Below are 20,849 nucleotides of genomic sequence, written 5' to 3' on the forward strand. Positions count from 1 at the left end.
TATTACGAATTCTCTGTGAAGCTGCACATTATTTTGACCCCTCGCAACCTCCCCGCGAGTTCGGGGAGATGCCGTAGGCGGTGGGGTTATTTCTATGCGTCTTCATAAAGAAATTGTATTAAGAGTAGACATTAACTTCAGGAATTGGTACAACAAATTGACCTCCCCAATCCCGGATATAAGCTATTTGTGCCATAATTTCATTTTTCAGATTCCAGGGCAAAATTAGTATATAGTCAGGCTTTGTTTCGGCAATTTTGTCTGGATGAAAAATCGGAATATGGGTTCCTGGTAAAAATTGACCCTGTTTGTAAGGGTTACGGTCTACTGTATAGTCAAGAAAATCTGTGCGGATACCACAATAGTTTAAGAGAGTATTTCCCTTACCTGGAGCGCCGTAACCAACAATCGATTTTCCCTCCCGCTTAACTTTGATCAAGAAATCTAATAACTTGCGTTTAGTTTCTTTAACTTGTTCACCAAAGGAAAAATAGTATTCTAATTGCGTAAAACCAGCCGCTTCTTCTCTATCTTTCAGTTCTGATACTTGGTGGGTAACGGGTTTAGAAGAGTCTTCGTTGTGACGGGCATAAATTCTCAAAGAACCACCATGAGTAGTTAATTCTTCAACATCAAAAATTGTCAAACCGTGAGCAGCAAAAATCTTTTCTACGGTAAGAAAGGAAAAATAAGAGAAATGCTCATGGTAAATAGTATCAAACTGATTTTCCTCGATTAACCGCATCAAGTGGGGAAACTCCATAGTAATTACACCATGCGGTTTGAGGATAATTTTCATTCCTTTGACAAAATCATTGAGATATGGCGTGTGAGCAAGGACATTATTTCCGAGTAATAAATCTGCCTGTTTGCCCTTAGCAACCTGTTCTTTGGCTGTCTCCTGTCCAAAAAATTTGACAACTGTCGGAATCCCTTTTTTTATTGCTACCTCCGCAACATTTGCTGCTGGCTCTATTCCCAGCGCCGGGATGTTTTTGGCAACAAAGTATTGCAGTAAGTAGCCATCATTACTAGCAATTTCTATTACCTGACTTTCCTGATTTAATTGGAAACGTTCTACTACCAAATTAACGTAGTTCTTGGCGTGTTGCAACCAGCTATCAGAGTAGGAAGAGAAATAAGCGTAGTCGCTAAAAATATTTTCTGGGCTAATGTATTCTTGGAGTTGAACTAAAAAACACTCCTCACAAACATAGACATGCAGAGGATAAAATGGCTCTACTTCATTGAGTTGTTTGAGGCTGCGATAGCTCTCGCAGGGAGGAGACATACCTAAATCTACGAAGGTATGGTGCAACCCTGTCTCACAGAACAGACAGTTACCAGTTATTGGTTTTAGTAAATTCATAACTTATATTTTTTTGCAAGAATCAGATTTCTAATTTAAACAGTTCGCCAGAAGAAATCTTGATCGATTTGCTGAGTGCGAATAAGATATTCCAGTTGTTTCAGGCGAGTAAAGCCTCTAGACTCAAATGTTTCTCGATCCATATCAATTTGCTGGAAGACATTATAGAGTTGTTGGGCACCGCGCTGGGCATCCCATTCACATTTGAATCCTGGTAAAATTTGGTTAATTTTATTAAATAAAACCCGATAGCTGCGGTTGTCAGGATCGTGTTTACCAAAGCTCAATTGACAATCTGTAAAGACATCTGCAACTATCTGAGCAATTTGTTTGACTTGATAGTTGCTATTTGTATCACCGACATTGAAAATTTGGTTGTGAATTAGATCACGCGGAGCTTCTAAGGTACAGCTAATTGCTTTGCAGATATCCAACAAATGTACTAGGGGACGCCAAGGTGTACCGTCGCTGTTCATCTTGATTTCTTTAATTGTCCATGCCCAACCTGCTAAATTATTCAAGACAATATCAAAGCGCATTCTCGGTGAGGCGCCATAAGCTGTGGCATTTCGGAGAAAGGTGGGAGAAAAGCCATCATCAGCAAGGAGTTTCACATCCTGTTCGACAAGTGCTTTGCATTTGGCATAAGCTGTTTGGGGATTGATGGTAGACTCTTCGCTAACGTAGTCTTCTGTGGCAAAACCATAGACACTGCATGATGAAGTATAGACAAAGCGTTGGATTCCAGCTGCTTTCGCCAGCTTCGCTAAATGTACTGAGCCTTTGTGGTTGATATCGTAGGTGATATCAGGGGCTAACTGACCTAAAGGATCGTTGGAGAGTTCTGCCATGTGAACTACTGCTTCCACGCCTTGCAGGTCTTCTGTTGTGATGTGGCGGATGTCTTTGTTGAGGGTTTTGGCAGTTACCTTGGTGCCGTTATATAGCCAACCTACTTTATAAAAACCAGTATCTAAACCAATAACTTCATGACCTTCTTGGATTAAGAGGGGAGCTAATAAGGAGCCGATATAACCTTCAGTTCCAGTTACAAGTATTTTCATATCTAGCGTGCGATCGCACTTTGTGGGGGTTTTAATTCAGGAGGAATATTGTCTGAAATATTTTCTCTAGGAATAGCAAGCAACTTGGTAGCAATCTCATTCCGTAAGGGAGCTGCTTCATCTTGAGTCAACCAAGCGAATAACTTTGCTACTGCTTCCATTGAGCGGTCGAGTTTGAGAATTTCTTGGAGCATACGCAAAGCCCCCGTAACATTGCCGCTTTTCAGAGGAATTGCCGCCCGTGTCAGACAATAATTGAAGTTATGTCTACGAGCTTGGGTTGTAATTTCTGCGCGATGTTCAGCAGGAAGATAACTCTCAGAAATTTCTATACCCTGGCGGATGGATGCCGCCAGAATCCCAGATGATAAATCATCATCTGTCAGTCTCTGGGAATGTATACGGTAACGAGCCAAACTTTCCGGTTCGTACCACCAATCAGAAGAAACAGCAATGCGTTTATAGAGTTCCCATTCAGAAGCGCAAACTAAATGCGGATAATAACCTCCTAGTCGTTCATGAGTAACGCGACGAATGACAACCACAGGCACCTGTAACGGACATGTCACACCAATCGCCTGCAAAAAATTCTGAGGGATACCTTTATCGTCTCCAAACCAGGAAATCACTTCCCCTTTTTCAACTACTGTGCCTTTTTCATTGAAATATTCAAAATTTCCGAAAGCGGCCCCTACGGAATCTGGACACCCTTGAAGACTTTGCTGGAGTCGATGATAAAAACCTGGAAGCACACAGTCATCATCATGCAGGATATGAATCCACTGACCGCGACTGAGGGAAATGCCTACATTGTGATTTGACAGTACTCCAATATTTTCTTGATTGCGGTAGTAGCGGATTACTCCTCCTCCAATACTATTCACTAGATCAAACAACGGTAGCGTACTGGCATTATCCATCACCAGAATTTCCATCTGCTCTGCCCCAGGCCATTGCACTAAGACGCTAGCCAGACATTCAAGGAGATAATCGGTGCGGTTATATACCGGAATCACCACAGTCCAAAATGGTCGAGGTTTCTCTGGGTCTGTTACAGGTGGAATCGCTGGAAACTGATAGTCGCCAACAGTAACCTCACCTTGGGGAATGGGGGGAGTAACGAGGATTTTTTGGGTGATGGCAGCATTGTGATCAGCGGCTACCGCTTTGGCGTAGTAGGGGTTAAGTAAGGTCAACCCTTGACGATACACAGAAATCGCTTCTGTGATCTTGTTTTGAGCTTGGTAAACCTGACCCAAACGGTTGTAGATTTCCCAGTTTTGGGGATTGAGTTTTAGGGATTGGTCATAGGATGCGATCGCTTCTGACCACTGACCTTGTTCTTGCAGGATGTTGCCTAAGTTATAATACACCTCTGGCAACTCTGGGCGAAGAGCGATCGCTTGACGATAGTAATTAATAGCTGTCTTGAAATCCCCTGCTATTGTGCGGGAAAGTCCCAATTTGTGATTCAAATCCGCGTAGTGCGCTTGTTGATCTTTTGATAGTTTACCTTGCGCGTTGAGAGCGTTGCCTAAGTTTACATCTGCTTCGACGCAGTTGGGCTGAAGTTCTAAGGCTTTTTGATAGCAAGTAACTGCTTCGTCAAACTTGCCCTGTTGTTCCAAGGTGTAACCCAAGTTATTATGTATTGCTACTAGCTTGGACTCTAGGGCTATAACATCAGGCAGAGAACCGAAATCAAAATACAATGGAAACTTTTGGACAGAAACATTTTGAAAATCTTTATTTTCTTGCTTAACTTTTTGAGATAACAAAACTAATTTTATATCTCTATTTCTGTTCTCAATATTGTTTAGTTTTTCTAAAAGCTCTCCATCCAATTTTGTGCCGCCATTCCTCGAAGATGTGTTCTTTTTTAACGAACTTGTGTGCCAGAAAAGAAAACCTAAATAATAAGGTGTCAGTCCTTGAAATTGAATCGCTTCACAGAATGGAATGTTGGGATTTTTATCGAAAATATTTTGCGGTGAAACTGTCCAATATGCCACATCTCCATCGCCAGAAGCCGGACATTTTAAATTTGTGTAGTAGTTTGGATCATCTGGATATTGATATAAATTTACTCCTGAAAAAAATAAGGCTGTATTTTGGAGAGGATTTTGCTTCAAATAATTATAAATAATTTTTAAGGGTTCCGCAATACCCACGTGATCGCCGTCAATATAAACGCATGTTTTATATCGCGTCTGACTGAGACCAAAGTTAGAATAAAAGCTAAAAGAATGAATGTTGTTTACATCCAATTCAACTTGTTCTTTAGTACAAAATGAATAGACGTGCGGTAAGTAATGAAAAGCCCGTATTTTCTGGGGATATTTTTGTGCAAATGCCTCTATTATTTGTGGAGTCTTGTCCGTACACTGATGAAACACAATTACCAATTCATCTACATAATCAATCCAAGATTCGATCACTGGTGTCAAAAATTCTTCTTCATTGCGAACTCGCATCAGACCACTGATACCGTCTTGTCGATTTTGTGGCTCAAAAGATGAAGTATTTATAGTAGGATGCTCAACCTGAGTAATTGACATAGTTTTTCAGTCCAAAACTAGAAAATTTTTGCTTTTTGCTAAACGAGCCTTCATAAAGGAAGTGAGATGATCCTTGAGGCAATTTCATCACGCAGAGGAGCTGCTTCTTGCAGTGTTAACCAACTAAATAATTTTGCCACTGCTTCCGGGCTACGATCTATTTTTAGAGCCTCTTCCAAGGCTTGCCAAACTCCAGCCATATTTCCCGCCTGTAGAGGAATTAGGGTCAATTTTAGACAATAAAGAAAATAATAAATCCGGGATTGGGCCGTAATCTGTGCGGAGTCTTCAGTAGATAAATAACTCTCTGATATTTCAATTGCACGGCGGATGGATATCATCTGCTTCCCAGAGAGTAAAAGTTCGGTGGTAACATTGTTAGCATGTTCGCGGTAACAAGCTAAAGTTTCTGGTTCGTACCACCAATCGTAAACAGAGGCAATGCGTTTATAAACTTCCCAATCACTTGTATAGATCAATTCGGGATGATATACGCCCAATTGTTCGTGCGCTTCTCGACGAATCACCACCGCAGGCATAATCAATGAGTTAGCAAGTCCAATGTTTTGCAGCCAATTTTGGGCAATCCCTCGCTGTCCATAGACTTGTTGGCTGAAAATTACTTTCCCTTTCTCGTTAATATTTTGATAACCCGTAAAAGCGGCTCCTACAGAATCGGAACACCCTTCTAGACTTTCTTGCAGCCGGGAATAAAAACCTGGGAGAATATAATCATCGTCGTGCAGTAAATGAACCCAATGACCGCGAGTTAGAGCAACTCCGGCATTCCAATTTCCTGGCAGACCGAGATTTTGCGGATTGCGATAATAGTGGATTATTCCTTTTCCAATACTATTCACTAGTTCAAATACTGGCGTTGTACTAGCATCGTCCATGACGATGATTTCCATCTGCTCTTCTCCTGGCCATTGTGCCAACACACTGGCAAGGCATTCGAGTAGATAGTCTGTGCGGTTATATACAGTTACCACCACACTCCAGAAAGGCCGCTTGTCTGTATCATCTGCGACGGTTGGAATAGTCGGAAAGCTGTATTGCCCGACAATTACCTCCCCTTGGGGAATTGTCGGTGTGACTGGTACTTGTTGAGGAATTTCAGCATCTTCATTAGCTGCTAATGCTTTGGCATAGTGGGAATTAATCAGCTTTAACCCTTGTTGATAGGCAGAAACTGCTTTCTGCATTTGATTTTGCTGTTGGTAAATTTTGCCTACGTTGAGGTAAAATTCTCCATAGTTGGCATTAAGTTCCAAGATTTTTTTATAGGATGCGATCGCCTCTTCAAACTCCCCTTGTTCTTGCAGCGCCAACCCCAGGTTATAATGAGCTTCTAGCAAATCTGGTTGTAGTGCGATCGCTTGCTTGTAACAAGTAACAGCATTTTTCAAATCAAGAGCTTTTTTCCGGGCAACACCCAATTTATTATTTAATTGTGCATAGTGCATTTGTTGATTGCTGGAGAGCTTACCTTGAGCGTGTAACGCATTGCCCAAATTAGCCTCTGTTTCTATCGAGTCTGGCTTTAACTCTAGAGCTTTCTGATAGTAGTTAATTGCTTCTTCAAATAATCCTTGTTGTTGCAGAGCATAGCCCAAGTTGTTGTAAATTGGCAGTGAATTAGGTGCTAAAACTAAAGCTTGGCGGTAAGCTTTCTCTGCTTCGGAAAACTGTTCCTGAACTAAACGCAAATTACCTAAACTGAACCAAGTCTTAACAGAATCTGGTTGAATTTGCGAAGCCGCACTTAGCCACTGTTCAGCAGTTTGGGGTTGCCCCATCTGCTGCGCCAACATCCCTAAACTATATAAAGCTTCGGGGTGGTCAGGTTGTTTTTCCAGAACTTGACTATATAGCAATTCCGCCTCCACTAAACGATTGCCTCGTTGCTGTTGAACTGCTAGTTGGAGGATTTCAGCCACTTCTGTTTTATCTAGCGCTTCAGCTTCATCCTTTTGACGTGACTGATGCTTCTGCACCGCAATTTGAATAAGAGATTTAACTTGAGATTCGGAAATATTTGTAGTCTTCATAACTATATTATAAATTATAAGTTGATATTAAATTGTTGTGGATTAATATAGCTTTATAAGATAGGTGATAACTATCAAGAAAATATTTTACCTGTTTTTGCCTGTTAAAAATCAGGGCGATTTCATTCAAGAAGGGAGAGATTTTGTCAACAGCATGGGATGGGCGAGAAATAAGCCTTAAGTTAGTAATCGAAAAATTACCAACTCAAGTAAATTTCAGTGCGTACACCATAGGAGTTACCGTTAGCAAAGCCTCTCCCAGAAAAGCATCGATATTTTATTGTCCAATCAGATTTTTTACTCACCTGATTGTTTTGACTAAGATGCTTGTAAATCAGAGTCTTTTAGGGAATGAAACAGCTCTGCTTTTTCAGGTGGGAATCATCCAGGGGCAAAGTAGTTTTCCTGGAGAGCAATTAGCCTTAAGCAAATAATATTTCCGAGTTCACCTGACTGGCGCTCACGCCTGAAAGTAGTATTTCTTGTTGAGGATTATTAAAGAAAGAAAAAGAAGTTCGATTTAAGGTGAGGAGAGCACCATCGTTGGTATCTGTTATGTTACCTAGACTTCCCCAACCATTTAATGCAATCTTATCAATACCAACCTGGAAATCTTGAATGACATCAAAGTCTTTTTTCAACAAGGTATCGCTACGTTTGAAAGTAAATGTGTCATTACCATCGCCACCAACTAAGACATCATCACCACTACCACCATTCAGAACATCATTGCCTAAACCGCCATAGAGTGTATCATTGCCATCGCCACCATTTAGCGAATCATTACCTTGGCCTGCATCGAGGACATCATTACCTCTGTTTCCAAATAGCTTATCATCCCCCAAGCTGGCATAAAGTTTGTCTGCCCCGTTGGTTCCGGTCAGATTATCCTTCCGAATCGTGCCATAGATAACATCTCTACCGAGGTTGCCGATTAAAGTATCTCCTGCCAATTCCACAGAACTAGTATTAATTTTGACTATAGTTAGGTTGGTGTTGCGATTAAAATTCCGCTCATAAGTCCCAACAGCACTACCATTCAAGAAGTCACTACCATTGTTGCCATCAATATCAGAACTTTTATTACGACTGTCAATCTGAACATTGCGACTACGACCAAAGTTTAGATCCCCGATTTTATTAGAGGAGACTAATTTACCCTGGATGCCAAAATAATCTAAAACTCTGGCTTTGTTAGGATTTGTGGTATCTAACACCAAAAAAGTGGTTGTAGACTGAGCCTTGTTATATTCAACGTCAGGATTTTCAATTTCTTTAGCTGTCAGTGCTAAATCTGCTGAAAAATCAAAAGAGAAGCTTTCATTACGGCCAACCGCAAAACTAGCCAGCACCTTTGCTTCGCTGTTGGAAGTACCTTGAAACTGACCATCTAATCCAACGACAGCAGCCTGAGTGAAAAGTGATGAAAAAGTTGGATCAAAACTTGCTTGAGCCTCAGCAATAGCAGCAGTCACGCCACCTTGAACTAATGCGTCTGTCTGGGTAGTAGTTAAAACTCCTGAAGCACTTTCACTATAGTTGGAAAAAGTAGCATCCCCTTCAGCGGTAACAAAATTAGGAGTAGGATCGGGCTTGGGTTCAGGCTTGTTATTGAGATTAGCTCTACCATTGAACCTAAGTAATCTTGAAGCTGTATCTCTTAGTGTTACTCTTGATACCATAAAAACCTCTGTTGATTTTGTTAGTTAACGAATTTGCACGTAAATATTCGGGGAGTAATTCTCTCCTAATTTACGAGCTAAACCTCTCGATATGCCTATGAACCTGTCAGCTTTTATCCAGAACTTGCTTTGCTTTTAACAGCACTTTTAAATAGCCTAATTGACTATTCCAAGCTGAACGTGGAAGCAGGGGAATTTTCTCTAATTCTTGAGATGGTGATGACTCCAGGTCAGTTTCTTTCTCTGAAATTGTGGTAATTTCTGAGTTTTCTACCATGATTTATTATCTCACTAAAGAGTAATAAAATTCGGGTTCTTGTTGCCAATTTTCTGACCACTGAATGCTGTCAGCAGTAAAGTGTAATTGGTCGTTTGCTGGCAAGAGAGCATCTGTAGGCTCAACAATTAGCTCAAATTCGCCATTATCAAATGGCAAACCTTGGGCCTTTACTTTGAGAACTACACGCTCTCTGATACCTTGTTTTGCATGAGCAAGAGCGCGATGATGACAGTAAGGATTATTACCTCTCTTATTAAAGAAAACATGGGCAGTCCAACTGCAACCCCCACGACAAAGTTCAGCATATTCGCAGGTTTTACAGAAACCCCACAGGTGTTTTGTGCCTTCAGGTGTTCCTGCTCCTAGATTGAAGCGTAGTTCTTCTGCGTTTTCGATAATATCATGCAAGGTATGTTCTCGAATATTACCACCTGTATAGGCAGTAGTCGGCAGTGAGGGACAACCTTTAATCGCTCCGTCAGCTTCAATTCCCAAGGTGGAGAGTCCTGCACCGCAACCTTGCCAAAATGAGAATTCATCCTCCTTTCCCCGTCCCCGTAACAGTCGTTCATAAGGGCCGTAGTAACCGATATTATTCCCCGCCTGAAGTTGCACACCTTCTTGGTAAGCACGACGGGCCACACGGGCAAGCATGGGATAGATATCTAACAGTTCATGGGGTTGGAGGAGGATATCTGCGTTATCGGCTGCATTCCCCATTGGTACAGTTAGCTGAATTTGCCAAGCACGGGCACCTGCATCACGAATGCACTCATAGATGGACGGAAACTCTGACGCTGAGAGGCGGTTAATTTGGGTGTTGCAACCAAAAGAAATTCCCACTTCTCGCAGATGACTCAGGGTTTTAAATGCATATTTCCAAGAGCCTTTCTTTCCCCGCAGGTGGTCATGAGTTGCTTCCAAGCCATCAATAGAAACAGAGACAGTGCGAATTCCCGCTTCCTTCATTTTTTGGGCGGTTTCTAACGAAATGCCATAGCCGCCAGTAGTCATACCACATAACATCCCCGCCTCATTGATAGCTTTGGCAATTTCTAGCCAGTCTGGACGCAGAAAGGCTTCACCACCAATGAGAGTAACTTCTTTAATTCCAACTTCTGCCATCTGTTTGACGAGATCCAAAGCTTCGTCTGGGGAAAGTTCTTTGGTGCGCTCATGTCCTGCACGGGAACCACAGTGACTACAAGCTAGATTGCACTTTAAGGTAATTTCCCAAACTGCGTAGCTTTTGCGGTGATATGTCATAGGTTAACTCTCAATCTCAACCCTCAAAATAAACTAACGCATTCTATTTCTTCATCGTTTTATCGGGTTATTGTATTTCTGTTGGGCTAACTGCTCCATATAACGCTTGTACAGGTGGAATTGTTGCTTTGCAAGGAAGTGTCCCTGGCTTTTTACATAGTCTAGGAATCCATTGAATTGGTGGTTTTCCACATTTTTCGGGAGGTGAGACTACAGCACCATACAATGGCTGAAAGGCTTGTTCAGCGCTGCTTGTAAGCCCGCCAAAGGCACCCACTAATTCCTCTTCACTGAGGTCGTCAAACTGACCTAATTCTTTTAATTCCAATATTTTAATCGAGGCTGTTTCAAATTCTTCTTGAGAGAAATTATAGCCACCTTCTTGCATTAACTTTATTACTTCGTCGATTTTATCACTCATTAATTGAGTGTAAAAAGCTTCGTCTTTGACTATTCTGATTAGGAACTCTTTAACTTTCTCGAAAATTGTTAATGACATATTTTTGCTGTGTTTTTATGGTGATTGTATGTATTTTTTGTTTTTTTTTTAAGTTTAGATTGATGGTAGTTGGCGATCGCGTAAAATAATCCATTTAGCCAGAAATTTTGAGTGAGTCAAATTATGTAACTTCTTGGTGCTGGGTTTGGTAAATCTCTCCTAATTTCATGTTGGCTTCCTGGTGTTGGGCATTAGACATCTCCAAAGCTTTTTGATAGCAAGCGATGTCTACGACGGGCTACGCCTACGCTTATTCGATGTGTCCTTGTTCTTGCAGTATCACCCCCAAGTTATAATGGGCTTCTGGCAAATCAGGCTTGAGTGCGATCGCAGTTCGATAGTAAACAACAGCAGTTTGCCAATCAGCTGCTTGTTGGCGGGCAATGCCCAACCGATAATTCAATTCAGCATAATAGGCTTGTTTCTCTGTTGACAGCTTACCTTGGGCAAAAAGCGCATTCCCTAAATTGATTTTCGCTTCTGTGCAGTTGGGCTGAAATTCCAGAGCTTTTTCATAGGATGCGATCGCTTCCTCCCACTTACCTTGTTGTTGCAAGGTGTACCCCAAATTGTTGTAAATTGTCCCTGCATCTGGTCGCAAAGCAATAGCTTTTTGGTAAGCGGCTTCAGCTTCTGGTAACTCTCCTTGGGCTTGAAGCAAATTGCCTAAACTAAACCAAATTTTCACGGAGTTAGGCTGAACTTGCGAAGCTGCACTCAAATGCTTTTGGGCTTCCTGTAACGCACCTTTCTGCTGTGCCAGCATTCCTAAACCGTATAATGCTTCTGAATAGTCTGGTTGTTTTTCTATCACCTGACGATATAGCTGTTCGGCTGCATCTAGGCGATTAGCTCGATGCTCTTGAAGCGCAAGTTGAAAGAGTTCAGCAACTTCTTGGACGTTAAATTGTCTTGGTTTATTAACCAGCTGCAAAAGAAAATCTTCCAGCGCTCTGACTGGCTTTAAATCGCCATATAATTTATGTTTATTTTCTGCAACTTGCTGGGAAATATATTGCCGATATTTAGCATCTTTACCCAGACGGATGGCGATTTGTACGTATTCTGCTTTATTGGAAGCGATCGTCTCTTCTACACCCATCATCTTCAAAATGGCCAGAGAATGCCGTCCCCGCATCAGTTCTCCTGGTAAAGTGACAACCGGAATATTATGAGCAATAGATTCAAGCGTAGAGTTACATCCAGACCAACCAATGCTATCTAAAAAGACATCTGCTAAGGCTGTAGTACCAGCAAACTTCCTTTCATTGAGGGGAGACAAAAATAAACAGTAATTTTGATAATCCAACCCTAATGCGGCAAAAGCATGGTTTAAGCGCTGGCGAAATACTTCTGTAAGCTCTTCAGTTGGGTTTTTAATAAACACAAATTTAGAATTTCCTAACTCTTTCGCAATGGAGGGAAAAACATCATCATGACTAGGTAAATATTTATATAATGACTGACAACACCAGAAGAAAATATCATCCTCTTTTAAACCTATATCTGGTTTCTTAATTTCTTCGGGTTGAATTGCTAAAGGTATGTAATTAATAGATAGATTCGGTAATCTAACTAACTTTTCTGTATAATGTTCTTGAGCATTTTCTGGTTCCATTAAGTCACTGCTCAAGTAATAGTCAATTGTCGGCAGTCCACTGGTCTCAGGGTGTCCCCAAGATGTCATTTGAATTGGTGCAAATCTCAGACAACCCAGTTTGATTGTCATTAAGTCCATGCCAAATTCTGGGAAAATCAGGATATGTAATTTATCTTTTGTTATCACCTCACACCATTCTTCAATTGAGCGAACACCTCGGACAAATTTATCAAAAGTCTTGTTGGCGCTGATTGTTGAAGAATCTTTTCTGACGGCAGTGTGATAACCAAATAATTCAAATTCACTTCGATCTAGATTTTCTACCCAACCTTTAATCGGAATTTTCCAATTAGAATGACTAGAGAAAAACCCAGAGATAATACCAACACGAACCTTTTGATTTTGATCTAAATTTGGCAGAACAAGCGGCTGACTATCTTGGGGATAGCGACTCGACATAATCTGGGAAATCATTTGCCCATAAGTTCGCTGTAAATCTCGGTCATTTAAGCCTTGATATGCCAAATAAAAAGGCTGAAATGTTCCCACAGCTTCAGATGCTTTTGCTCGTTCTTCCTGATTAGCTAATTCATAATATTTAGCTAAATTTTGCAACTTCTGTTGATACTGATTTCGTCTGAATGCAATTTCATCAACACTAGAATAGATAATTGGCAGTTGGCTGATACAAGCACCAAATTTAGCCATATCATAGTTTGGCGTTATCTTTACGGCTTGTTCAAATGCCTGGACTGCTGCTTCTATTCGGTTAGCAGGTATAAATACTGTTCCTAAGTTGCAATAGATGTAATCAATATCAGGTCGAATTTTAATAGCTTTTTGATAGTATTCTATGGCGGCATCAATTTTATTTTGTGCCTTCAGAACATTTCCCAAGTTGTTATAGGTGACTGCCAAATCAGGTTGAATGCTTAAAGCTTTTTCATAAGCTTCTGTTGCTTGCTCAAAATTCCCTTGTTCCTGGAAAAAATACCCTAAGTTGTGATAGGTATATGCATTGTCGGGCTTAATTTTGATTGCTTGTTCGTAAGACTTGAGGGCATCATTTAATCGCCCTTGTTTTTGGAGTACCTCTCCTAAATTATTATGAGATTTTACCAAATCTGGCTGCAATGCAATAGCTTGGCGATAATATAACTCTGCAAACTTGAAATCGCCTGCTTGGTGTCTACCTAAAGCAAACTCGTGAGTTAAGTCTGCGTAGCGGACTTGTTCTTCTGCTGACAGCTTTCCTTGAATGTGGAGAGTATTACTGATGTTGATTTGCGCTTCTATGGAGTCGGGGAGAATTTCCAGTGCTTTTTCATAACAGGCGATCGCTTCTTCTAGTTTACCTTGTTGTTGCAGAGTAAACCCCAAGCTGTTGTATATTGCCCCTGCTTCTGGCTGTAATTGCAGAGCTGCTTGAAAAAATTGTTCTGCATTTTGATATTTTCCCTGCTGCTGCGCCAGCATACCTAATCCATATAACGCCTCTGACTGCTTGGGATTTACGTCTATAATTTGACGATAAACCTCTTCGGCTTGAGTGAAGCGCTTGGCTCGTTGATATTGAACAGCGAGTTGGAGAGCATCAGGAATTATGGTCACGTCGCTTTGCTCCGAGTTCAAAATTAACAATCCCCATAAATAAATTTAGGAGTTTATATCCTTTTATTTAGGGGTTATAATTTATATAATCATTTTTATTTAATTGTCTTTTGTTCCTAATATCTGCAAGGAACTCAAATATTTGAAACTTATAACTGAATTTGTTTCAAATCGACTGATATCATGTCTGCTTGATTACTTACTAAACTTGGTTAAAAGTAATTTTACCCTTCTTTATCTTTCGGGGGTCTATGAGAAGCTTATGGCTATAGGAAAGTGTTTCACTTATGACTATTAACCCAGAGTTTTAATTCAGGGCTGGCAATAACCTGGGTTGAGGACTAAATGTAAAAATTTATTGCGGAAACAGTTTTTTGAGATCAAAAGATGTAGTTTAGGTAAAAGCCGAAGGCTCAAATGAGCAAAGAACCTTCGGCGATTTATGAATCTACTAGGCTTTCGAGCCTAACTCTACTTGCAGGAGTTAATACTTTTTGCGAGTAGAGTTTAATTATTAGTTACTACTTAGTAAGTAATAGCAGTACTTGATGAACCACTATAAGAAGAATTATTAGTGGTGCTGGCGAAAGTCGAGGTATAGGTGTAGGTGTTGTTGCCCAGTGCTTGAGCAAGTGCGTCTGCATAAGCCTTGTTAGCACCACCAGTGATTTCTTCAGAGGTATTTTCCAAGTAGTTCAGATCAGAAATAATCATTTGAGTTTCTCCTAAAATTTGTAACTGTTGTTGGGAATGTTTTGTGTAACCAACTTGTGTTTGTTGCTTACATACTTAATATACTTCATTCCTCAAAAAAGTCAATGCTTTTTTGAGGAATTTTCGATTAGAAAAACTAATGTGTCTAGGCTCAGTAATCATCATATATGGTACTAATTGAATTTAGAAAAAATGGCATGACGAATTTCAGCAGTAATTGAAATTATTGCTGCCTAGCAAGAGTTATAGCGATTTAATTTAATTTTTTTAATAACGCTAAAGTAGCACTTTGTAGATATATTCACAAAACACTAAAAAAGAAAAATTATTAAGTTTTAAGCAAACAATACCTGTATCTGCGACATTTTTGAAGACTAGAGACATCTACCCTAAGCCAGGGGGATAGTTCGCGACAAAAACATTTGAAATTTCATAAATTATTTAGTCTTGGTGAATAACATATCTAGTAATTCCTCCTGTGAACCGTCTGAATCTATTTGAGTAACTATTTTCATAGCGTTGACTTGTTGCTTTAACCAATCAGAAAAGGAATCTGTAATGATTTTTTGGCGCAACTGTTCATCTAATTGGGGTTGAATGACTTCTTCCACCCAAATTAAATACACTCCCTTGGGAGTCGTTATCGGTTTGAGAGCTTCTGGTGGTGCAGCAGCAAATACAGCGGCTCCAATCTCGGGACGAAAATCTTTGCGGTATCGGAGTCCTTGGTATCCATAAGCACGGCGGAGTTCTGGTTCTGAGATATATAGACGAGCAATGTCTGGAAAATTGATTTCGCCTTCTTCTAGGGCATAAAAAAGCTCTAAAGCCAAGTCTCGATCCTCAAAGATGACTTCGTAGGTAACGGCGGCGATATAATCTAGCTGGTGTTCATAAAAGTGCTTTTCGAGTTGATTGGAAAATAGATGATTTGCTAACTTCCGCGAAAGGACGTTGTTGTAGGCTAATTCATCAAACTGATCCACAGACAGGTGGTGTTTTTCTAGCCATGCCCAGGTATCTTTAGCTTTAACAAGCTTCTTGGCGAACCGTAAGTCATCTCCTTCTTGCTGTACTTCTTCTGGTGTGACTGTAATTCCTGCTGCTTGAGCTGCTTCGGCAATAATACTTTGCGATGCGATCGCTTCCACAACATCAGGGATCTTACAGGAGAGTTTGAGATTATGAATGATATCTGAAGTGGAAATGTTCAGATTGTGGGGCATAACAGGATATCTCCAATAATTAAGGGGATTGGGCATGGGGCATGGGGCATTGATTATTCCTCTTGTCTCCCTTGTCCTATTTCCTAATTCCAGTGCGATTACTTTAACTACATCTCCAAACCGCCTTTTTGCAGTTTTTTGAACGGATCTAGAACAAAGTCAATTACTCGCCGTTGACGAATGATGACTTCAGCATTTGCTGTCTGTCCGGCACCTAATAGAATACGTTTGTTGCCACTTTGGACATACTGCCGGTCTAAGGTGATTTCTAATTCATAGGTTTCGATGTTGCCTTGGGTGGTTTGGCTAACTTTCGAGTCAGGAGAGATCCAAGTAACTTTCCCTTGCACAATGCCATACTCTTGGAAGGGATAGGCATCAAACTTAACTTTTACTGGCATTCCTACCTTCAAGAAGCCGCTATCCTGATTAGGCATATTGGCTCTGAGTACGAAGTCTGTTTTCGTGGGTGCAATTTGGGCAATCCTTTGACCGACTTGTACCACCGCTCCTGCCTTAGTGGTGGGTAATTCAAAAATCACCCCATTAATCGGCGATCGCACCATTCGCTGCTGAATTTGCAGTCTTGTAGATATAATCTGGCTTTTAGTCTGAGCGATTTCTGATTGTGTTGCTGTTATTTGTGACTGTATGTCTTTTAGCTGTTCCTGATTTTTCATTACAGCTAGTTCTCCGGCTTGCATGGCACTTTTAGAGCTACTTTGTTCTTCTTGCAATCGGAGTTTTGCTTGTTTGATATCAGACTCCAAGGTTTTGATAGTTACCTGATAACTATTTAGCTCTTGGGCTAAACGCAATTGAGCTTGTTTAATATCTGATAGGGACTTTTTATAAAGTCGTTTGCTTTCTTGCTCTTCTTTTTTGAGTTGATCAACTTGGGTTGCAGAAACTGCACCATCTTCAACGAGTTGGCTAAAGCGTTCAACTTGCTTAGAATCAATATTCAAACGCTTTTTAGCCGATTCCTGATCGTCGCGAGTGGTGTCAATCTGCTGCTCTGCTTGTTTAACTAATGATTGTTTGTCTAACTTTTGAAGGTTATAGCTACTCAGCTTGGCATCCAGGTTTTGCTGCACCTGGTTAAGTTGAGCCATTTTTTCTAATTCTTGGGATTTATTTTGTTGTTCTAAAAGACTCGTTGACATTAAAAGTTGATTTTTCAGCAATTCCAGTTGGGATTGCCGATTTTGTAGCCCTTGCAATTTGCTCTGGACTTGTTGCAGGTCTGTTTGTAGCAAATCAGAATCCAGTTCCAGTAAAACCTGGCCGGCTCTAACTGTATCTCCTTCTTTGACCGTAACTGCTTTGACACTTCCACCAGCTTGAGCGTCTAATTTTTGAGTTGCGCCTTTTGGTTCTATACGTCCTCTGGCGCTACCAGTTTCATCTACTTTCGAGAGAGTTGCCCAAGGCAAGAATAGACCAGTAAAGCCGATGAGCACATACAACAAACCACGAGTCCAAATTCGAGGTAAGGCATTGAGCAGTCCTTCTGTACCGTAGTGCAAATCTTGACTGTCATTTTCTGCCTCTGTCTGCTCGTCAAACTCTACCGATTCTTCTTCCTGTGTGTAACCTTGATACTGATCCTGCTCATCTTGGGGAAGTGGGGATGATCTATTGGGATTTGGCATGGTTTTATTTCCGATAAGAGTAGATGGGGATAAGGGGTAATGGGTCAGGTGGGGCCCCCTCTGGGGATAAGGGGTAATGGGGAGATGAGGGAGAAATAACCAATGCCCAATGCCCCATGCCCAATCTCAACTAACTTGAGCTAGTTGTTGTTGATTCAGGTAGTAATAATGACCTTTTTTAGTGATTAATTCGTCGTGGGTACCGCTTTCTACCAAAATGCCTTGATCTAAAACCAGGATTAAGTCAGCGTTGCGGACTGTAGAGAGGCGATGGGCAATAATTACACTTGTGCGTCCTTGAAGAATTGTTTTGAGGTTGTTTTGAATAATTCGTTCTGATTCTGAATCTAGGTGACTAGTGGCTTCATCAAACAGTAATAACCGAGGATTTCCGAGCAAAGCACGAGCAATAGCTAGGCGTTGGCGCTGTCCACCAGAGAGCATACCGCCGCTTTCACCAATCTCGGATTCGTAACCCATCGGTAGTTTTTGAATAAATTCATCGGCTCCGGCATATTTTGCTACTTGGATAATTTCTTCTAAAGAAGCATTTGGATAAGCGATCGCAATGTTTTCGCGAATAGTCCCACCAAACAGAAAAGTATCTTGGTCTACAACGCCGATTTGAGAACGGAGCGATCGCATGGAAATACTAGTGATATCGCGACCATCAATGAGTATTTTGCCATCTGTCGGTGGGTATAAACCCAAAATCAATTTACTCAGAGTTGTTTTTCCAGAACCGCTGCGCCCCACTAGTGCAACCATCTGTTCTGGCTGAATTTCAAAGTTAAGATTTTCTAATACATTAGTCTCACTTTCTGAGTGATAACGAAAGGTAACATTCTGAAAACAAATGTTACCGCGGAGTTTACCCAACGACTTCCGGGGTTTAGTTTCTAAGTCTTCTTCTGGTTCTGCCTCCAACACATCATTAATGCGTTCGGTAGAAATCACGATTTCCTGTAATTCATTCCACAGCAGAGCCAGCCGCTGGAAAGGACTCAAGACGTTACCCACCAACATATTGAAAGCAATTAATTGTCCAATAGTCAGTTCGCCATTAATTACCTCGGTTGCTCCATACCACAGCAATGAAGTATTCACAAAGGTTTGAATGACACCACTGATAATTTGCAGGCGATTGCTAATTATCTGAGCATTAAATTCTTTTTTGATTAAATCATTCAGCAGTTCCTCCCAACGCCAACGCACTGTCTGTTCAATTGCTAATGAGCGGACGGTACGAATTCCACTTAGGGATTCTATGAGATAGCTTTGTTCTTTGGTACCTGCATTAAAAATCTCTCTGGAGATGCGGCGTAAAATACTTGTGCTAGCCAGCGCCAAGATAAAAAATGGCGGTACAATACACAGCACGAATAATGCCATCCGCCAGCTATAGGAGAACATCAAGCCCAGATAAACCACTAATGTCAGCATATCCAACACGATGGAGAGTGTCTGACCAGTAAGGAAGTGCTGAATTTTCTGGTTTTCTTGGATGCGCGAGACTATATCCCCAACGTAACGCGACTCGAAATAAGCAAGGGGTAAGCGGAAGGTATGTTTGATAAAGCCTACGAGTAAGGCGATACTAATGCGATTAGCAGTATGAAATAAGAGATATTGCCGTACACCGTTGACAGCAACACTAAACAACCCAAAAACAATCATTCCCAAGCCAATGGCGTTTAAGGTTGGAACACTGCGTTGCACAAGTACTCTGTCGAGCAACAACTGGGTAAATATTGGCGTTACCAGCCCAAATAATTGAATTACTACTGAAGCTATAAAAATTTCTACCAGTGTTCGATAGTGAGGTTTGATTAACTCAAAAAATTTCCAAAAGCTTCTACTTTCGTCTTTAGCATTTTTGAGTAGGGCTGTAGGTTGCAATAACAATGCATAACCACTCCAACCTGCTTGAAATTCAGCTTTTGTCAGGCTACGTTGACCAAGAGCCGGGTCACATATAATCACCCGCTTTTTGGTGATTTCATAGACAACAATAAAATGTTTACCTTCCCAATGGACAATTGCAGGTAAAGGTTGTTCTGCTAATTTATCAAGAGTGGCTTTGACTGGACGGGTGGCAAAACCCAGGCTTTCTGCTGTTGCTGCCATAGCCTTCAGGGATGCACCGTTGCGGCTGATATTGGTCATATCCCGCAGGCGATTCATGCTAAAGTGTTTGCCCCAATAGTTACCAATCATCACCAAGCAAGCAGAGCCACAATCAGCCGCACTTTGTTGGGCATAGAAGGGATAGCTCTTGGTGACGCGTTTCCACCAATGCCCCATTTGCACTTTCGGACTGGGAAAGTAAAAACGCGATTTTTTTGGCTCTTGTTGTGGCTGATTCTCTCTTTGGGGAAAAGGAATAATTTTAGATTTTGGAGATTGGGAAGTTTTTTCTCGTGTCCCCAGTCCCCAATCCCCACTCCCTAATCCCCACTCCCCCAACTCCGGCAAGTATTCTAGTGCTGCTTGCTTATGGTCATTTTTCAGAATGTACGCAATCGTTGGTTGCGTTGCTTGCCAATCTCCTTGTTTTGGTTGAGCAAAGATTGTGCCTGATGTCAAAGAATGGCCTTCAGAATGCCGCAGTTGACCTCTGTACAATAGCCACAATTGTGAATCTTGGGATATTTCTGGAATTACAGAGCCAGGTTCTAACTGGTGTCGCTCAAACAGAGATAAAGCTTTGAGCATTCCTGGAACAAGTGAAGTCTGGCGGGGAAATTGTGATATCTGCCGACATAACAACAACAAATCCCAAAGTTCTGCACGGGCACATAAGCGATCGCGAATGTTAGGATATTTGTCTATCAACGTTTGCAATGCTTCTTGCCTGAAATAGCCAAGTTTTAAGCTTGTCGAAGCTCTAACTACATAAGGACTAAAGTTAGCTTCGGGAAACAGAGTCAATTCGCCAAAAACAGACCATGCACCAAAGGTAGTAATTAAATTCTCAGAGCTATCTAACAGTCGAACTTTACCTGTAAGAATAATGTAGATACCAGGATTCGTTTGTGCAGATTGCCAGAATTGCTTTGCTAGTGGTGGCTCCACAATTTCCATTTCTGCCAAGAAGTTCTCTAATTCTTTTTCTGAAAGTTTTGTACCCAAGGTGTACAAAAGTCTTTCACCCACATGTTGCTCAGAAAGCACTGGTGGCATTTTATAATCTCCACAACAGAATTTAGCTATCAGTCTGAATCCGATTAAAAATATTATTTAATCCCGTATTTTCACCGAGGAAACTCTCAGC

General features: G+C 41.1%; 13 protein-coding genes. All 13 read right to left on the bottom strand.

From position 1 onward, the window contains the following. Window positions 1-118: 118 nt before the first annotated feature. The 13 genes from V7K62_RS12475 to V7K62_RS12535 all read right to left on the bottom strand — a co-directional run bounded on the left by V7K62_RS12475 (window position 119) and on the right by V7K62_RS12535 (window position 20,758). Window positions 119-1,369, bottom strand: a complete 1,251-nt coding sequence (locus V7K62_RS12475; RefSeq protein WP_334864269.1) for a class I SAM-dependent methyltransferase — start codon at window positions 1,367-1,369, stop codon at window positions 119-121. A gap of 35 nt (window positions 1,370-1,404) precedes the next feature. Continuing rightward, window positions 1,405-2,433, bottom strand: a complete 1,029-nt coding sequence (locus tag V7K62_RS12480; RefSeq protein ID WP_334864271.1) for an NAD-dependent epimerase/dehydratase family protein — start codon at window positions 2,431-2,433, stop codon at window positions 1,405-1,407. Window positions 2,434-2,435: 2 nt separating this feature from the next. Further along, entirely contained in the window at window positions 2,436-4,991 is a 2,556-nt protein-coding gene (locus V7K62_RS12485) for a tetratricopeptide repeat protein (RefSeq protein ID WP_334864274.1), read from the bottom strand. Between the two features lie 50 nt (window positions 4,992-5,041). Continuing rightward, complete coding sequence (locus tag V7K62_RS12490) at window positions 5,042-7,042, bottom strand: tetratricopeptide repeat protein (RefSeq protein WP_334864276.1); 2,001 nt, start codon at window positions 7,040-7,042, stop codon at window positions 5,042-5,044. Between the two features lie 422 nt (window positions 7,043-7,464). Then, window positions 7,465-8,724, bottom strand: coding sequence for a calcium-binding protein (locus tag V7K62_RS12495; RefSeq protein ID WP_334864278.1), 1,260 nt, complete (start codon window positions 8,722-8,724; stop codon window positions 7,465-7,467). Window positions 8,725-8,830: 106 nt separating this feature from the next. Beyond that, the gene (locus tag V7K62_RS12500) at window positions 8,831-9,001 is read right to left on the bottom strand and encodes a hypothetical protein (RefSeq protein ID WP_334864280.1); all 171 of its coding nucleotides are present in this window, start codon (window positions 8,999-9,001) and stop codon (window positions 8,831-8,833) included. Between the two features lie 6 nt (window positions 9,002-9,007). Then, the gene (locus V7K62_RS12505) at window positions 9,008-10,270 is read right to left on the bottom strand and encodes a nif11-class peptide radical SAM maturase 3 (protein ID WP_334864282.1); all 1,263 of its coding nucleotides are present in this window, start codon (window positions 10,268-10,270) and stop codon (window positions 9,008-9,010) included. Window positions 10,271-10,337: 67 nt separating this feature from the next. Next, entirely contained in the window at window positions 10,338-10,769 is a 432-nt protein-coding gene (locus V7K62_RS12510; protein WP_334864284.1) for a Nif11-like leader peptide family natural product precursor, read from the bottom strand. 250 nt (window positions 10,770-11,019) lie between these two features. Continuing rightward, the gene (locus tag V7K62_RS12515) at window positions 11,020-13,980 is read right to left on the bottom strand and encodes a tetratricopeptide repeat protein (protein WP_334864286.1); all 2,961 of its coding nucleotides are present in this window, start codon (window positions 13,978-13,980) and stop codon (window positions 11,020-11,022) included. A 525-nt stretch (window positions 13,981-14,505) separates the two neighbouring features. Further along, window positions 14,506-14,694 carry a hypothetical protein gene (locus V7K62_RS12520; protein ID WP_334864288.1) on the bottom strand — a complete coding sequence of 63 codons (189 nt, stop codon included), beginning with the start codon at window positions 14,692-14,694 and terminating at the stop codon, window positions 14,506-14,508. 437 nt (window positions 14,695-15,131) lie between these two features. Then, window positions 15,132-15,920 (bottom strand): peptidylprolyl isomerase, encoded by a 789-nt coding sequence (locus tag V7K62_RS12525; protein WP_334864290.1) that lies wholly within the window; start codon window positions 15,918-15,920, stop codon window positions 15,132-15,134. A gap of 107 nt (window positions 15,921-16,027) precedes the next feature. Next, window positions 16,028-17,575, bottom strand: a complete 1,548-nt coding sequence (locus tag V7K62_RS12530) for an HlyD family efflux transporter periplasmic adaptor subunit (protein ID WP_334864292.1) — start codon at window positions 17,573-17,575, stop codon at window positions 16,028-16,030. A gap of 126 nt (window positions 17,576-17,701) precedes the next feature. Beyond that, window positions 17,702-20,758 carry a peptidase domain-containing ABC transporter gene (locus V7K62_RS12535; protein ID WP_334864294.1) on the bottom strand — a complete coding sequence of 1,019 codons (3,057 nt, stop codon included), beginning with the start codon at window positions 20,756-20,758 and terminating at the stop codon, window positions 17,702-17,704. Window positions 20,759-20,849 lie beyond the last annotated feature (91 nt).

Source organism: Nostoc sp., assembly GCF_036917935.1.
Lineage (GTDB): Bacteria > Cyanobacteriota > Cyanobacteriia > Cyanobacteriales > Nostocaceae > Nostoc.

Excerpts from the sequence above, each read along its gene's own strand:
- V7K62_RS12475 (WP_334864269.1), bottom strand. The coding sequence starts at position 1,369 with ATGAATTTACTAAAACCAATAACTGGTAACTGTCTGTTCTGTGAGACA.
- V7K62_RS12480 (WP_334864271.1), bottom strand. The coding sequence starts at position 2,433 with ATGAAAATACTTGTAACTGGAACTGAAGGTTATATCGGCTCCTTATTA.
- V7K62_RS12485 (WP_334864274.1), bottom strand. The coding sequence starts at position 4,991 with ATGTCAATTACTCAGGTTGAGCATCCTACTATAAATACTTCATCTTTT.
- V7K62_RS12490 (WP_334864276.1), bottom strand. The coding sequence starts at position 7,042 with ATGAAGACTACAAATATTTCCGAATCTCAAGTTAAATCTCTTATTCAA.
- V7K62_RS12495 (WP_334864278.1), bottom strand. The coding sequence starts at position 8,724 with ATGGTATCAAGAGTAACACTAAGAGATACAGCTTCAAGATTACTTAGG.
- V7K62_RS12500 (WP_334864280.1), bottom strand. The coding sequence starts at position 9,001 with ATGGTAGAAAACTCAGAAATTACCACAATTTCAGAGAAAGAAACTGAC.
- V7K62_RS12505 (WP_334864282.1), bottom strand. The coding sequence starts at position 10,270 with ATGACATATCACCGCAAAAGCTACGCAGTTTGGGAAATTACCTTAAAG.
- V7K62_RS12510 (WP_334864284.1), bottom strand. The coding sequence starts at position 10,769 with ATGTCATTAACAATTTTCGAGAAAGTTAAAGAGTTCCTAATCAGAATA.
- V7K62_RS12520 (WP_334864288.1), bottom strand. The coding sequence starts at position 14,694 with ATGATTATTTCTGATCTGAACTACTTGGAAAATACCTCTGAAGAAATC.
- V7K62_RS12525 (WP_334864290.1), bottom strand. The coding sequence starts at position 15,920 with ATGCCCCACAATCTGAACATTTCCACTTCAGATATCATTCATAATCTC.
- V7K62_RS12530 (WP_334864292.1), bottom strand. The coding sequence starts at position 17,575 with ATGCCAAATCCCAATAGATCATCCCCACTTCCCCAAGATGAGCAGGAT.
- V7K62_RS12535 (WP_334864294.1), bottom strand. The coding sequence starts at position 20,758 with ATGCCACCAGTGCTTTCTGAGCAACATGTGGGTGAAAGACTTTTGTAC.